Origin of the sequence: Porcipelethomonas sp. (assembly GCF_051893655.1) — a bacterium.
Classification (GTDB): domain Bacteria; phylum Bacillota; class Clostridia; order Oscillospirales; family Ruminococcaceae; genus Porcipelethomonas.
The window spans coordinates 24,989-39,221 of record NZ_JBJFHN010000051.1; the positions used below are offsets into that span (position 1 = coordinate 24,989).

At 39.3% G+C, this 14,233-nt stretch carries 13 protein-coding genes; 2 read left to right on the plus strand and 11 right to left on the minus strand.

Annotated elements, in window-relative coordinates:
- Positions 1 to 13: 13 nt before the first annotated feature.
- From ACI4WO_RS02865 to ACI4WO_RS02915, 11 genes are all read right to left on the minus strand, one after another.
- Positions 14 to 778 carry an RNA-binding protein gene (locus ACI4WO_RS02865; RefSeq protein WP_439806051.1) on the minus strand — a complete coding sequence of 255 codons (765 nt, stop codon included), beginning with the start codon at positions 776 to 778 and terminating at the stop codon, positions 14 to 16.
- Between the two features lie 3 nt (positions 779 to 781).
- The gene (locus ACI4WO_RS02870) at positions 782 to 1,273 is read right to left on the minus strand and encodes a cell division protein SepF (RefSeq protein ID WP_439806052.1); all 492 of its coding nucleotides are present in this window, start codon (positions 1,271 to 1,273) and stop codon (positions 782 to 784) included.
- A 100-nt stretch (positions 1,274 to 1,373) separates the two neighbouring features.
- Positions 1,374 to 2,069: a YggS family pyridoxal phosphate-dependent enzyme gene (locus ACI4WO_RS02875; protein WP_439806053.1), complete on the minus strand. Its 696-nt coding sequence runs from the start codon at positions 2,067 to 2,069 to the stop codon at positions 1,374 to 1,376.
- Entirely contained in the window at positions 2,059 to 3,309 is a 1,251-nt protein-coding gene (locus tag ACI4WO_RS02880) for an HlyD family efflux transporter periplasmic adaptor subunit (RefSeq protein ID WP_439806054.1), read from the minus strand. Before ACI4WO_RS02880 ends, ACI4WO_RS02875 begins: the two co-directional genes overlap by 11 nt.
- An 11-nt stretch (positions 3,310 to 3,320) precedes the next feature.
- Complete coding sequence (gene hfq, locus ACI4WO_RS02885; protein WP_439806055.1) at positions 3,321 to 3,563, minus strand: RNA chaperone Hfq; 243 nt, start codon at positions 3,561 to 3,563, stop codon at positions 3,321 to 3,323.
- Between the two features lie 101 nt (positions 3,564 to 3,664).
- Entirely contained in the window at positions 3,665 to 4,606 is a 942-nt protein-coding gene (gene miaA / locus ACI4WO_RS02890) for a tRNA (adenosine(37)-N6)-dimethylallyltransferase MiaA (RefSeq protein WP_439806056.1), read from the minus strand.
- Between the two features lies 1 nt (position 4,607).
- Positions 4,608 to 6,593 (minus strand): DNA mismatch repair endonuclease MutL, encoded by a 1,986-nt coding sequence (gene mutL, locus ACI4WO_RS02895; RefSeq protein WP_439806057.1) that lies wholly within the window; start codon positions 6,591 to 6,593, stop codon positions 4,608 to 4,610.
- 28 nt (positions 6,594 to 6,621) lie between these two features.
- Positions 6,622 to 9,234: a DNA mismatch repair protein MutS gene (mutS, locus tag ACI4WO_RS02900; protein ID WP_439806058.1), complete on the minus strand. Its 2,613-nt coding sequence runs from the start codon at positions 9,232 to 9,234 to the stop codon at positions 6,622 to 6,624.
- A 76-nt stretch (positions 9,235 to 9,310) separates the two neighbouring features.
- Positions 9,311 to 9,718 (minus strand): YlbF family regulator, encoded by a 408-nt coding sequence (locus tag ACI4WO_RS02905; protein WP_439806059.1) that lies wholly within the window; start codon positions 9,716 to 9,718, stop codon positions 9,311 to 9,313.
- Positions 9,719 to 9,732: 14 nt separating this feature from the next.
- On the minus strand, positions 9,733 to 11,115 hold the full coding sequence (gene miaB, locus ACI4WO_RS02910) for a tRNA (N6-isopentenyl adenosine(37)-C2)-methylthiotransferase MiaB (protein WP_439806060.1): 1,383 nt from the start codon (positions 11,113 to 11,115) through the stop codon (positions 9,733 to 9,735).
- A 60-nt stretch (positions 11,116 to 11,175) separates the two neighbouring features.
- On the minus strand, positions 11,176 to 11,853 hold the full coding sequence (locus ACI4WO_RS02915; protein WP_439806061.1) for a 5'-methylthioadenosine/adenosylhomocysteine nucleosidase: 678 nt from the start codon (positions 11,851 to 11,853) through the stop codon (positions 11,176 to 11,178).
- A gap of 242 nt (positions 11,854 to 12,095) precedes the next feature.
- Between ACI4WO_RS02915 and ACI4WO_RS02920 the strand changes: the two genes are divergently transcribed.
- On the plus strand, positions 12,096 to 12,773 hold the full coding sequence (locus ACI4WO_RS02920; protein WP_439806062.1) for a hydrolase: 678 nt from the start codon (positions 12,096 to 12,098) through the stop codon (positions 12,771 to 12,773).
- Positions 12,774 to 12,910: 137 nt separating this feature from the next.
- Positions 12,911 to 14,155, plus strand: coding sequence for an argininosuccinate synthase (locus tag ACI4WO_RS02925; protein WP_439806063.1), 1,245 nt, complete (start codon positions 12,911 to 12,913; stop codon positions 14,153 to 14,155).
- The last annotated feature ends 78 nt before the right edge of the window (positions 14,156 to 14,233 follow it).

A 14,233-nucleotide genomic window follows, 5' to 3' on the forward strand; every position in this document is an offset into this window, starting at 1 on the left:
CGCCACTCACCTCTTAACAATATTTCAACACAGTTATGTGTATTCTGCCTTTCTTTGTTATACCGGAAACTTCTTCAAGCCTGAATTTTCCGTATCCTTTAACAGAAAAAACATCTCCCTGAGACAAATGACAAGTGCATTCATATTTAGGGAAATAATTTATTTCTGCACCAATTCCTTTAATTATTCCGACTGCCTTGCTCCGGCTTACATTCAGGGCGAGACTCAGGATTCCGTCAAGTCGCATAGACGCAACAGTACCTTTGATTTCCCTGAAATTTTCAGTACGCTCAAGCTTCGTCTGACAGTCATCATAAACACTTACACCAACAGAGCCGATTTTCCTTATATCGCTCATAATAACATCTTTCACTGAATCCGATACAGCTATCTGGGCGATCCCTTCATTTATAACAATATCGCCCACCGTTTCACGCTTTATTCGCAGAGCCATAAGTGCCCCCAGAAAATCCCTGTGAGTAAGAACATTTTCCTTCCTGAAAGTAAAAGTAAGGCACTTCAATGGAAAATCTGTATTTTCAGGACGAAAATATTCTTCATATATACAGAGCATTTTTCTTTCAGCATTTTCAAAAAATCCGTAAAAACAATAGTTTTTACATACAATACGCTTAAGCTCTCTTTCAGCGACAGCACATTCACGGCTGTTGAGAAAAGGCGAATAAACCATGCCTCTCCTCTCTGCCAGAACGGTCATATCGCTGATTCGTGAAATAAGCTTTTTATCTTCTTCCGAAACAGATGCATTATCAGTCATTTATCAGATAATCACTCCATTGTTCTCCAGCTCCCCCACAAGGTCTTCTCCTACAAATCCGACATTGTAAGGTGTAATGATATATGTCATATTAGCAACCGGCTTAAGACTTCCGCCGTTTGCATATGCAACTCCCACAAGAAAATCAATAATTCTTCTCTTATTTTCAGGAGAAGCTGTTTCAAGATTCAAAACAACAGTTTTCTTTGCAATCAGATGATCGGCAATCTGCTTGGCGTCCGTAAACACCTCCGGCTTTACCAGTACTACCTGAAGCTGTGCTGTTGCCTGAATATTCACAACCTTGTTTCTTTTTTCCTCTGTATCATCAAAACGCTCTGCTCTGTAACCACGGCTGTCCTCATAATCGCTGTCTCTTTGCTCAGTGTGATGACTGCTGCTCTGACGAGGTCTTGAATGAGATACTTCCTCATACTGCTCGTCACCGTCCTCCGGCGGAACAAAAAAGTCTTTGATGTTCTTGAAAATATCCATATCCGTTCTCCTATCTCCATTAATGATTTATAACACTTATCAAAATTTATTATACTGCAAAACTTAAGTTCACAGCATTTCAGAAATTCTTGGGACTCTCCTACTTATAAGTCCTCGGACCGAAAAGACCCCGGCCTATTCTTATAAGATTTGATCCGTACTGAATAGCTTTAGCATAATCATTCGACATTCCCATTGAGAGAATATCCATACTAATATTATCTATGTTTTCCTCTGAAATGTCAATATATATTTGCTGCATACTGCACAAAAATTTTTCAGGGCTTTCTATCGGCGGGATTGCCATAAGTCCCCGGACTTTAATATTGTTCATTTCAGACATTTCACACAGAAGTTCTTTAAGACAGCTTTTGTCAATTCCTCCCTTAGAGTCCTCATTGCCTATATTAATTTCAACAAGAACGTCCTGAACCTTGCCGATTCTCCGGGCATTTTTATCAATTTCAGCTGCGAGTTTTGCGCTGTCCACCGACTGTATCACAGAAACACTGTCAATGATATATTTTACCTTGTTGGTCTGAAGATGTCCTATAAAATGAACATCTGCACTTTTTTTATAAAAATCCTTTTTTGACATATATTCCTGAACACGATTTTCACCCAGAAGATCTATTCCAAGTCCTATAGCATGATTTACCGCTTCGGGATCAACCGTTTTGGTAACTGCCATAATTTTTATTTTTTCATCAGGATGTCTGTATTTTGCAGCCGCTTCATTGACATTAAAAATTATTTTCTTTAAATTTTCATCAATATAGCTGAAATCAGTTTCCATCAGCGTCAACACCTTCCACTACAATATCATCGTAAAGAGATACATAATCGTTCCCTGCATTCAGCGATGACAAAACATAATTGCTGCCTTCATATATAACGTCGAGCTTTTTAAAATTTATCTGCTCGCCGAGTTTGACATAAACTCCCTTGCAGTTTACCAGCTGCCTGGTTTCCTTGCCTGTTTCTTCATCCACAACAGTTTCTTCAACATCTTTAAATCTGATAGCTTTTCTTGAAACCTTTATTCCTTCATATTCACCCTTGATCATCTCAATGCGTTCTGTTCTGTGCTGAACAAGATCATAGGTAAGTTCATCGCATTTAATGATAACGATACTCTCACCGGGAACTTTTGTATCCCTGATGTCATAAACAGTACCTTCCACCGTGTCAGATGTTGACTGAAATTTCAGTGTTACATCCTCGTCAATTGAAAACTGGGCATTTCTGTTATCAATAACCCCGGCTGCATACCATTCATATCCGTCAATCAGCTTGCCTATAATATTGCCGTCTTCAACAGGACCGCTGTCCTTCACACTGTTAATAAGCTCCGGAGTAAGGCTGCTGAGCTTGTCCATTGTAAATTTATCCTCATATCCGTCAGCATAGCTTACAAAATACGCTGATTTATCAGACACTATACTGTCCAGCGGAACCGTTTCAGATGCCTGAAGTTTAGCTATCTGCGAGTTAAGTTCAGAAACACGTGATGTAAGATCAATTCCGGAATCAGTAACAAGCTGATATGTGCTGAGAAGAACTGCAAGTTCATCTCTCTCAGCGGAAATATTATCAAAGTTTCCCGTCTCACGCTCGTTTATTATATTTTTATACTTTTCCTCTATAAGCGGTGCAAGATTTGCAGGCTGCGCTGATTCAACCGTACCGGGATTCTGGATTTTGTTTATAATTTCCAGCTGATTATTCAGAGCATCAATTTTCTGCTTTATATCTATCTGACTTTCATCCGCATAAATTTCAGCAATTACAGAACCTTTTCCAAGCTTTCCGCCGTCAGAAACACAGTAGCTTACAACTCCGTTTCCGCCATAGCTTACGACTTCTTCATTGCGGATATAAACAGCCTTAAAGGACACTGAATCATCTGCTTCTGCCAGAATTGCCGTTTCCGTTTTATATTTCTGATCATTCATATGATAAATAATACTGAAAAGCGAAGTTAACATGCATATCATAAGAATAAATCCCAAAATCTTAGAAGTAGCCGAATTCATTAAGATTCACCTTACTGCTCGCTTTTTTCCGCAGCATCAAGAATAGGAATAGGCTTTACCGGAATAATTGTGGAAATAGCATGCTTGTAAACAAGATTCTGCTTTCCTTCACAATCAAGAATTACGATATAGTTATCAAATCCTCTGACCATTCCCTTGAATTGAAATCCATTTGTAAGGTAAATGGTTACCGGGATTCTGTCCTTTCTTGCCTGATTCAAAAAAACGTCCTGTAAATTAAGAATTTTATTCATATTTACACCCCTTAAAAAATAAAATGCATAAATGAACATTTGTTTTATCCGTCCTCAGAAAATTCTAAAGACATATATAAAAATACTTATTTTATATTATATCACAAACTTAACGTTTTGGCTATAATTTTTTTACAATAATCAGAAATTTTCTCCGTATTGTCAAATTCATCTAACATTATCCACTGAATTTTTGCATTTTTCCTAAACCAGGTAAGCTGCCGCTTGGCATATCGTCTGGTTTCCTGTTTTATTTTGTCGATACATATGCTCAGATCTGACACTCCGGTAAAGTAAGGAATCAGCTCCTTATAGCCTATTGCATTAGCAGCTGTTTTCATTTCTGTGGATTCAAAAATTTCCCGTGCTTCATTCACCAGTCCTTTTTCCGCCATTAAATCCACACGCCGGTTTATTCTGTCATAAAGTTTCTGACGGTCAGAAAAATTAAGTCCTATTATTACATATTCATAAGGTGATTCTTCCAGACGGCTTTCTGCCTTGAATTCACTGAGCTTTCTGCCTGTGAGTTCATAAACCTCCAGTGCACGGATAACCCTCACCAGATTATTGGGATGAAGTTCTGAAGCTGTCTTGGGATCACATTTTTCCAGTCTTTCAAAAAGTGTTTCATTGCCAAAGCTTTGGGCTTCTGCCTCCAGTCTGCTGCGTATCTCAGGACTTGTTTTTATTTCCGGAAATTTCACATTATCAATAAGAGAAGAAATATAAAGTCCTGTTCCTCCGACGATCAGCGGCAGATGCCCTCTGCCGTTTACCTCGGCGATTTTTTTATTTGCAAGCTCCACATAATCGGCAACACTGAAGCTTTCATTTCTGTCAAGAAAATTTATCAGATGATGAGGAATCCCCTCCATTTCTTCTGCTGTAGGTTTAGCAGTTGCAATATCCATGCCCTTATATATCTGCATTGAGTCAGCAGATATAACCTCTCCGTCAAATTCCTTTGCCATTTTAACACCCAGAGCAGTTTTTCCGGAGGCTGTAGGTCCCGCAATTACGGCAATTTTTATTTTGCTCATATTATATTATCCTTTTGAATTGTTTTTCTATTTCCCGTCTTGTCAGTACAAACATTACGGGTCTGCCGTGTGGACAATGCCTTATATTATCGCTGTAAAAAACTGTTTCAGCAAGCTTCTGAAGCTCCGGAATACTGTTTTTGTCGTTTGCTTTTATAGCCGCTTTGCAGGCAAGGTCATGGAGCATATCATCAAGAAGATGTGTCTGAGGATTCATCTTATTCAAATAAAAATTCTCGGCAATTTCGGGAATAACTTCATCCATATTAAGACTGTCAAGAATAAGCGGCACTTCTTTGATTTCAGCATACGGCTTAGAAGAAACATCAATTTTAAATCCCATATTTTCAAGAGTCGGGCGATTTTCTTCCAGTGCGCAGCATTCATTTTCTGACAGAAGTATTTTAGCAGGAGTTACAAGCATCTGACTGTCAGCATTGTTACAGCTGCTTTTAAGCTTTTCAAAAATCACTCTTTCATGTGCGGCATGCTTGTCAATCATTATCATTTTATCTTCCGATTCTGCCAGAATATAATTTTTGAAAAGCTCGCCTATAACCCGTATTTCAGATCTTTCTTCCTTTAAAGTGTTACTGCTGGTATTTCCCGGCTCAGACCTTTTGAATGAATTCTGGTTTATATAACTATATTCCTTATATACCGGTTCGGGAGTTTCCTCTTTTGCATGATTTTCTTCTGAAACAGAAGAAATCTTTGTATCAGGTTCATTACCGTATTCCACTTTTTTTGAGGAAAGCTGAATTTCTCCGCTTTTAGCATTACCGCTATAATCAGCCGCTGATTTCTTTTCTGCAGAAAAAAACGACTCAGAAACAGGCTTTATCACACTTTCAGTCTGTCCGGATTTTTGCTCTGAAACATCATTTTCCTTATTATTGTCAAGCATTTGCTGTTCAAATTTTTCAGGTTCAAAAGGTTTTGTTTTGTAGTCAATTACTGACTCTCTTTCTTCCTTCATCTGAAACTCATAAATCAGTCCGGACGCCATAAGAGCATTTTTCACAGCAAAATACACACTGTTGAAAATAATCTTTTCATCGGAAAATCTGACCTCTGCCTTTGCCGGATGAACATTAACATCTACCGCCGCCGGAGGAACATCAAGCATTAAAACACATGCCGGGTATTTTCCAACCATAATCAAATTTTTATATGCTTCCTCCAGAGACACACAGCATGTAACCGACTTTACATATCTGCCGTTTACAAAGAAATTCTGAAATGAACGGTTGGATTTTGAATAAAGCGGTTTTATAATATACCCCTTTACCGTTATGCCGTTTTCACTGTAATCCACAGGTATAAGATCATGGGCGAAATCTCTTCCGTATACGCCGTAAATGGCTGAATAAAGTTCTCCGTCTCCGGCAGATGTAAACTCAATTTTATTGTCTTTTATAAGCTTAAAAGAAATTTCCGGATGGGACAATACAATTTTCTGCATTATAGAAATAATTGCATTCGCCTCAGCAGAATCCCTTTTCATAAACTTCTGGCGAACCGGTACGTTAAAGAAAATATCTCTTATTATAATAGTAGTACCCTCCGGACAGCCTGTTCTTTCATTGAGCTTTTCAATGCTTCCCTCAATGATATAATTAGTACCCAGCTCGTCATCACGGGTTTTCGTCAGAACCTCAACCTTTGCCACAGCGGAAATTGATGCTAAAGCTTCTCCCCTGAAACCTAAAGTCATAATACTGTCAAGATCTGTTTTAGATGTAATTTTACTTGTTGCATGCCTTAAGAATGCCGTAGCCACCTGATCTGCCGCAATACCGCTGCCGTCGTCAGTTATACGCATATAAGTAGTACCGCCGTTTTTTATTTCAACGGTAATATGCTCTGCGCCTGCGTCAATAGAATTTTCAAGCAGTTCCTTTATAACCGATGCCGGACGCTCAATAACCTCTCCGGCAGCAATAAGCTCAGAAATTTCCTTGCTTAAAACATTTATTTCCGCCATGTATTCACACCCTTTCATTTATAAAAATTTATTTCTCCGCCGCCAGTTCTGCAAGTTCTTCCAGAAGCTCACGGCATTCACTGTCAGTAAGCTCCGCAACATTAGTTTTTATTAAACGGTCTGCCAGAATATCACGGCTTACACTGCCGAAAGTCATCTGTCCGTCGTCCTGCTTACTTGCTTTGGACGGCTTATTTTCAAGCTCCATTTCAGCAAGAAGCTCTCTTGCCCGCTTTACAACCTTTTCAGGCAGTCCGGCAAGCTTTGCAACCTCAATACCGTAGCTTTCATCAACTCCGCCCCGTACTATTTTTCTTAAAAATCTTATTCCGTCCTTGTTTTTTCTGACTGCAATACTGTAATTTTTAACACCGTCCATAATATTTTCCAGTTCAATCAGTTCATGATAATGAGTTGCAAACAGAGTTTTGCATCCCAGTGACCGTGAATTGCAGATATGCTCTGCCACTGCCCTTGCAATACTGATTCCGTCAAAGGTGGACGTACCTCGTCCTACCTCATCGAGAATTACAAGACTGTTTTTGGTTGCAAATTTCAGGATATCCGCAACCTCGCTCATTTCTACCATAAACGTACTCTGTCCGGCAGTCAGATCATCAGATGCTCCGACTCTTGTAAAAATCCTGTCAACTATTGAAATTTTAGCATAGGATGCAGGAACGAAACAGCCAATCTGTGCCATTAAAGTAATAAGTGCCGTCTGTCTCATATAGGTTGATTTACCTGACATATTAGGTCCGGTTATAATTGACATTCTGCTTGAACCGGTATCAAGGTAAATGTCATTAGGCACAAAAACCTCATCGGTCAGCATAAGTTCCACAACAGGGTGTCTTCCGTCATGAATATCAATAACACCATCAATGGCTATTTCCGGACGGGTATAATTATTTTTCATTGAAACATCAGCAAAGGAGGCAAGTACATCAACTGCCGCAACAGCCGAAGCAGTCCTCTGGACGCTTTGAAGCTTTGAAGCTAAGAAGTCACGTATTTCTGAAAAAATATCTGCTTCAAGCCTTAAAGCCTTGTCTTTGGCACCCAATATATTATTTTCGGCATTTTTAAGCTCTTCGGTAATAAATCTTTCACAGTTTGCAAGAGTCTGCTTTCTGATATACCTGTCTGGCACAAGGTCATAGTAGGAACGTGTGACCTCAATATAATACCCGAACACACGGTTAAATCCGATTTTCAGACCCTTTATTCCGGTCTGCTCACGCTCCCGCTGTTCGATTTCAGCAATAATATCCTTGCCGCTTGTCATTATATGACGCAGGCTGTCAAGCTCTTCATTAAAACCGTCCTTAATAACTCCGCCGTCCTTAACAGATACCGGAGGTTCATCAATTATAGCATTTTCAACAAGATTTGAAATATCCTCAAGTGTTGAAATACTGCTTTCAAGAGAATTTAAAAGCTTTGAACCCGAAAGCTTTTTAAGCTGTTCTTTCAGACACGGCAACTGGAGTGACGTAACGGATAGGGATTTGAGATCTCTGGGTGTTGCTGTTTTGTACATTACTCTCGTCATAAGACGTTCAATATCATAAACACGCTCTAAAATATCCCCGACTTCCATAAGCACTACAGGATTTTTCACAAACTGCTCCACTGCTTCCAGTCTGTCAATAATTCTCGCCGGACTGGTAAGAGGCTGTTCAATATATGACTTCAGCAGTCTTTTTCCCATAGAGGTTTTCGTAGAATCCAGTACCCAGAGGAGAGAACCTTTTTTCTCTTTGTTTCTGAGCGTTTCAGTAAGTTCAAGGTTACGCCTTGCAGTCAGATCAAGAGCCATTACAGAAGATGTATCCTGACGTTCAATAGCTGTAAATCTTCCGGTGAGGGTTTTCTGGGTATCGCCTATATAGTCAAACAGTCCGCATACTGCACATACATCCGCACCGCTTTCAGCGAGTCCCAGCATATCCATAGAAGATACGGAAAACTGCTTGAACACTGCTTCTTTTTTCAGATCCGGATTAAAGCATTCCGATTCTCTTAATGTTACAGAACTGCCAAGTTTTGCCTTAATAAAATCCACAGAAGATTTAAGAGAAAGAAATTCCGAATTAAAAATCACTTCCGACGGAGTATATCTGGAAAGCAGATCAATGATTTCAGGTTCGGGATTTTTTCCCTTTGTTTCTGCAAGGCGAACTTCGCCGGTAGAAATATCCGCAAAACACATTCCGCAAATTTCATTGTCATAATAAGCACAGCAGATATAATTATTATTTTCATCGTTTAACATGCTGCTTTCAATAAGCGTTCCCGGAGTAACAACCCTTATAACATCTCTCTGTACTAGTCCTTTGCTTTCAGCAGGATCTGTAAGCTGTTCGCATATTGCAACTTTATATCCGGCTTCAATAAGCTTTTTTATGTAGATCTCACTGCTGTGGTGAGGGACGCCGCACATAGGCGCTCTCTCCTCAAGTCCGCAGTCCTTACCGGTCAGCGTAAGCTCAAGAGTTTTGGACGCTAAAAGTGCATCATTAAAAAACATCTCGTAAAAATCGCCCACACGAAAGAATAGTATTGTATCAGGATATGCTTCCTTAGCGTCCAGATACTGGTTCATCATAGGAGAGATTTTGGATCTGTCAATTTCCATTAATAACCTCCAATTATGCAATTTGACCTTTTCAAAATTATGAAAAAGTCAAAATGCAGGTTCTTATTTACGTCAATCAGTGGCAACCGCCGCATGTGGAACAGCTTCCTGAGCATCCGCTTGGCTGTGACGGACAGGTTTCAGGGTCTTCACCGTTTGCAGAAGCAGTTATAATATTGTTAATTTCCGCAAGCATTCCGTCCATGGCATTTTTTGCAGCATTGAAAGCCACCATATTCGGATTGACCATTATTTCACCGTAAATATTTTTTATAGTTCCGTCCAGTTCTTTAAGCTTGTCAGCGTCCTTGTCAGTTTTCGACATTTCCATGTTCAGCTCATAGCGTTTCATAGTAAATTCACCGATAAGCTTCTGAAGCTCATCGTCCTTGTCATTTGTTTCCTTAGCCTTTATATATGCATCATATCTGGGATCTGCCTGAATAAGCTTTCCTAACTCTCTTGCCATTGAAATAGTATCCATTTTAATTTCTCCTTTTAATTTATAATTTTTCCGGTTACTGCCCAGTTTTTAGCACCGGTTATTTTCACATTCACAAAACTGCCTTCCAGGGATTCATCTCCCTCAAATTCCACTATAATAAATTCTCCGCTTTTACCGGTCATAGTACCTTCTCTTTTTCCCTTGCCGTCAACTAGAACCCGCATTGTCCTGCCGATAAACCGTTTATAGCTTTCCGTTGAAATTTCACGCTGAAGTGCCAGCAGCTTTGTCATACGCCGGCTCTTTTCCTCGTCTGAAATACGGTCTTCCATTTCAGCCGCTTTCGTTCCTGAACGCTTTGAATAGATAAATGAATATATATTGTCATATTTCACAGCTTTCATAAGCTCCAGAGTTTGTTCAAAATCCTCGTCAGATTCATTTGGAAAACCGACAATAATATCTGTAGTAAATGAAAAATCAGGAATTATGCTTCGTGCATAATCAATTGTTTCCATATATTTTTCAATTGTGTATTTCCGGTTCATCTTTTCAAGAATATCATTGCTTCCGCTTTGCACCGGAAGATGAAGATGCTTGCCGGCTTTTTCACAGCGGATTATAGTATCAATAAGTTTTTTACCGGCATCTTTAGGGTGGGACGACATAAATCTTATTATAAAGTCTCCTTCAATCTCATTGATAAGCTCAAGAAGTCCGGGGAAGTCCACGCCGTCGGGAAGATCTCTGCCGTATGAATTGACATTCTGACCCAGAAGCATTATTTCCTTATACCCTGACGCTGCAAGGTTTTTCACTTCACTGATAATGTCTTCTGGTCTGCGGCTGCGTTCCCTGCCTCTGACGTACGGTACTATACAATATGTGCAGAAATTATTGCACCCGAACATTATAGGTACAGATGCTTTAAAACGGCTGTCCCTTGCCTGTTCCAGACCCTCCACAGGCATATCATACTCATTGGTATCAAAAATATGTTTTTCACCTGTAAGCTTTTCAAGCAGAAGCTTCGGAAATTTATCCAGAGCAGAAGAACTGAAAACAATATCCACATATTTATATGACCGGTTTATTTTTTCAACCACATGTTCAAGAGACGCCATACATCCGCAAAGACATATTATCATTTCCGGATTTTTTTCCTTGTAATGCTTGATATATCCGAGATTCCCGAAAACTCTGTCCTCAGCATTTTCTCTTACAGCACAGGTGTTAAAAATAACGATTCCTGCGTCCTCCGGCTTGTCCGTCAGAACGCATCCCATTTTAAGAAGCATTCCTTTTATTTTTTCACCGTCGGAAAAATTAAGCTGACAGCCATAGCTATGGACACATGCGGTCATCGGTTTGTTTCTGCCGGAAATGATCCCGGCTGCAGCACTCATATATTCTTCAATTGTTTTTTCCTGATTCAACTGCTGTTCTCCATTCATTTTTACGAAAAAGATTTTTTACAGTAAAGGCATTGCGTATCATTATATCTTTTTTATTATTGCCAGAACTACATCTGCCACTCTCTTTGCTGCAATTTTTTCAAATTCATCAAATGTCATTTCACCCTCGTCATCAGCATTATCAGAAATACATCTGATGCTTACAAAAGGAATTTTGTTCATAAATGCACAATGACCGATAGCGGAAGTTTCCATATCCACAGCAAGCGGAGAAAATTTATCGCAGATTTCCTTTTTAACCTCACTGCTTGAAATAAATGATTCTCCGGAAACAACTCTTCCTACATGGCTGTCAAAGCCGAATTCTTTGCACACGCTGCATGCAGTATTTATAAGTTTTTCATCAGCCTTGAAAATTCCGTTGTAAGGCGGATAGTTATTTAAAAATTTCAGCTCAAGGTCATGGGGCAGCACTTCGTTTGATACAACGATATCGCATACCTTCACCGAAGTATCCATACCTCCGGCAACACCTGTATTTATAATGGCATCCACATCAAAATGATCGATCATGACCTGAGTGCATACTGCTGCGTTTACCTTTGCAATACCGCAGCAGGCATTTATCACAAGCTTGTCTCCATAAGTATTTATATAAAAATCAAATCCGGAATAATTTTTTATTACAGATCCGGTAAGAGTATTTCTTATATCAGCAAGCTCTGACGGCATTGCACCAATAATTCCAATAGTCTTCATATTTTATTCCTTTCTGAATGTACCTTCTTCTGGTACAGTAAAAAACGATTTCCTTTCTATTATAACAAAAAACGATTCTTTGTGCAATACCTAAATACGCAATTAAGGCGTTATCCTTATGAAAAAATTGTGAAATTTATTGTAATATGGAAAAAAATAAGTTATAATTAAAATAAATATTGTATTCATTTAAATCAGAAATTTTAAAATGCGGAGCATTAACTGTCAAGGAGATGATATTTATGTCAAAAGTGACTCCTCCCCAGATAAGCGGTACACTGAGAAAATTTGCACTCAGAGTGCCGGCAGTCATAAAAGAATGCAGCGGCATTATAGTATTCGGAAAGAGAATTAAATCTCTGGTATTCACAACCGACGTCTGTATTATAAGAAATGTAAATGCCGACGCTGTTATTGCTGTTTATCCCTTCACTCCACAGCCTATAATAACACAGGCTGTTATGCTTGCGGCAGACATTCCGGTATTTGCAGGAGTGGGCGGCGGTCTTACCAGCGGAAACAGAGTTTTAAACCTTGCCCATTATGCTGAAATGCAGGGGGCTACCGGAGTTGTAGTAAACGCTCCTACATCAAATGAAATAATCCGGAAGCTGAGTGAACAGATAGATATCCCGGTTATAGTAACTGTTGTAAATGACAGTGTGGATTACCGTGAGAGAGTAGAATCAGGTGCTACTATATTTAATGTATCCGCAGCCCAGAAAACCGCTGAGATCGTAAGAGATATCAGAAAAGAATTTCCGGAATTTCCGATCATAGCAACCGGAGGTCCGACAGATGAATCCATTCTCCGTACAATTGAAGCCGGCGCTAATGCCATTACATGGACCCCGCCGTCAAATGGGGAGGTTTTTAAGGATATAATGGATGCATACAGGCAAAATCAGCCTCATCCATAATGTATATATACATATTTTCTGTATATATAATGTATATTTTCAAAAAAATTGCATATTTATGCAAAAAACTCTTGACATTTATGCATAAAGGTGTATAATGTAATTAATAATTTTTTAAATTCCGGAGGATTACCATTATGAATAAACCAAAAACAAATAAGGAAATAAAAAAAGTAGTTTTAGCTTATTCCGGCGGTCTTGATACATCAATCATTATTCCGTGGCTTAAGGAAAACTACAACAACTGCGAAGTTATTGCAGTTTCAGGAAATGTAGGTCAGGCAAGTGAACTTGAAGGTCTTGAAGAAAAAGCCAAGAAAACAGGTGCTTCAAAACTTTATATAGAAGACCTTACAGAAGAATTTATCACCGACTACGTTTTCCCTACCGTTCAGGCTGGTGCAATTTACGAAAACAGATACATGCTTGGTACTTCCTTTGCACGTCCTATCATTGCAAAGAGAATTGCTGAAATTGCAATCAAAGAGGGTGCTGACGCTATCTGCCACGGCTGCACAGGCAAGGGCAACGATCAGGTTCGTTTTGAACTGGCAATAAAAGCATTTGCTCCTGATATGCCTATCATTGCTCCATGGAGAATCTGGGATATTCAGTCAAGAGATGAAGAAATTGACTACGCTGAAGCACATAACATTCCTCTTAAAATAAACCGTGAAACAAACTATTCAAAGGACAAGAATATCTGGCATCTCTCTCATGAAGGTCTGGATCTTGAGGATCCTGCAAATGAACCTCAGTACGAAAAGCCGGGATTCCTTGAAATGGGTGTTTCTCCTATCCAGGCTCCGGACAAGCCGACTTATGTAACAATTCACTTTGAAAAAGGTGTACCTACAGCTATTGACGGCAAGAATATGGGTGCGGTAGAAATCGTTGAAACTCTCAACAAGCTCGGCGGAGAAAACGGTATCGGTCTTGCAGACTTAGTTGAAAACCGTCTGGTTGGTATGAAGTCCAGAGGTGTTTATGAAACTCCCGGCGGTGCTATTCTTTATCATGCACACGAAGTTCTCGAAACTATCACACTTGACAAGGAAACAGCAAGAATGAAGCAGTACATCGGAATCAAGTTTGCTGATATCGTATATAACGGTCAGTGGTATACTCCTCTCCGTGAAGCTTTGAGCGCATTCGTTACAGAAACTCAGAAAACTGTTACAGGTGATGTAAAGCTTAAGCTTTATAAGGGCAATATCATTAATGCCGGAGTTACTTCACCATATACTCTTTATGATGAAGAAGTTGCAACCTTTGATGCTGATGAAGTTTACAATCAGGCTGACAGTGCTGGCTTTATCAACCTGTTCGGACTGCCGATCAAGGTTAAGGCAAAGCTGGATCAGAAAAGAAACAATAAATAATTTATAATAAAATAAAAATATCTGTGGGCGGACATATTCTGTTCGCCCCTATGTGCTTATAGACATATACTGAAAGGA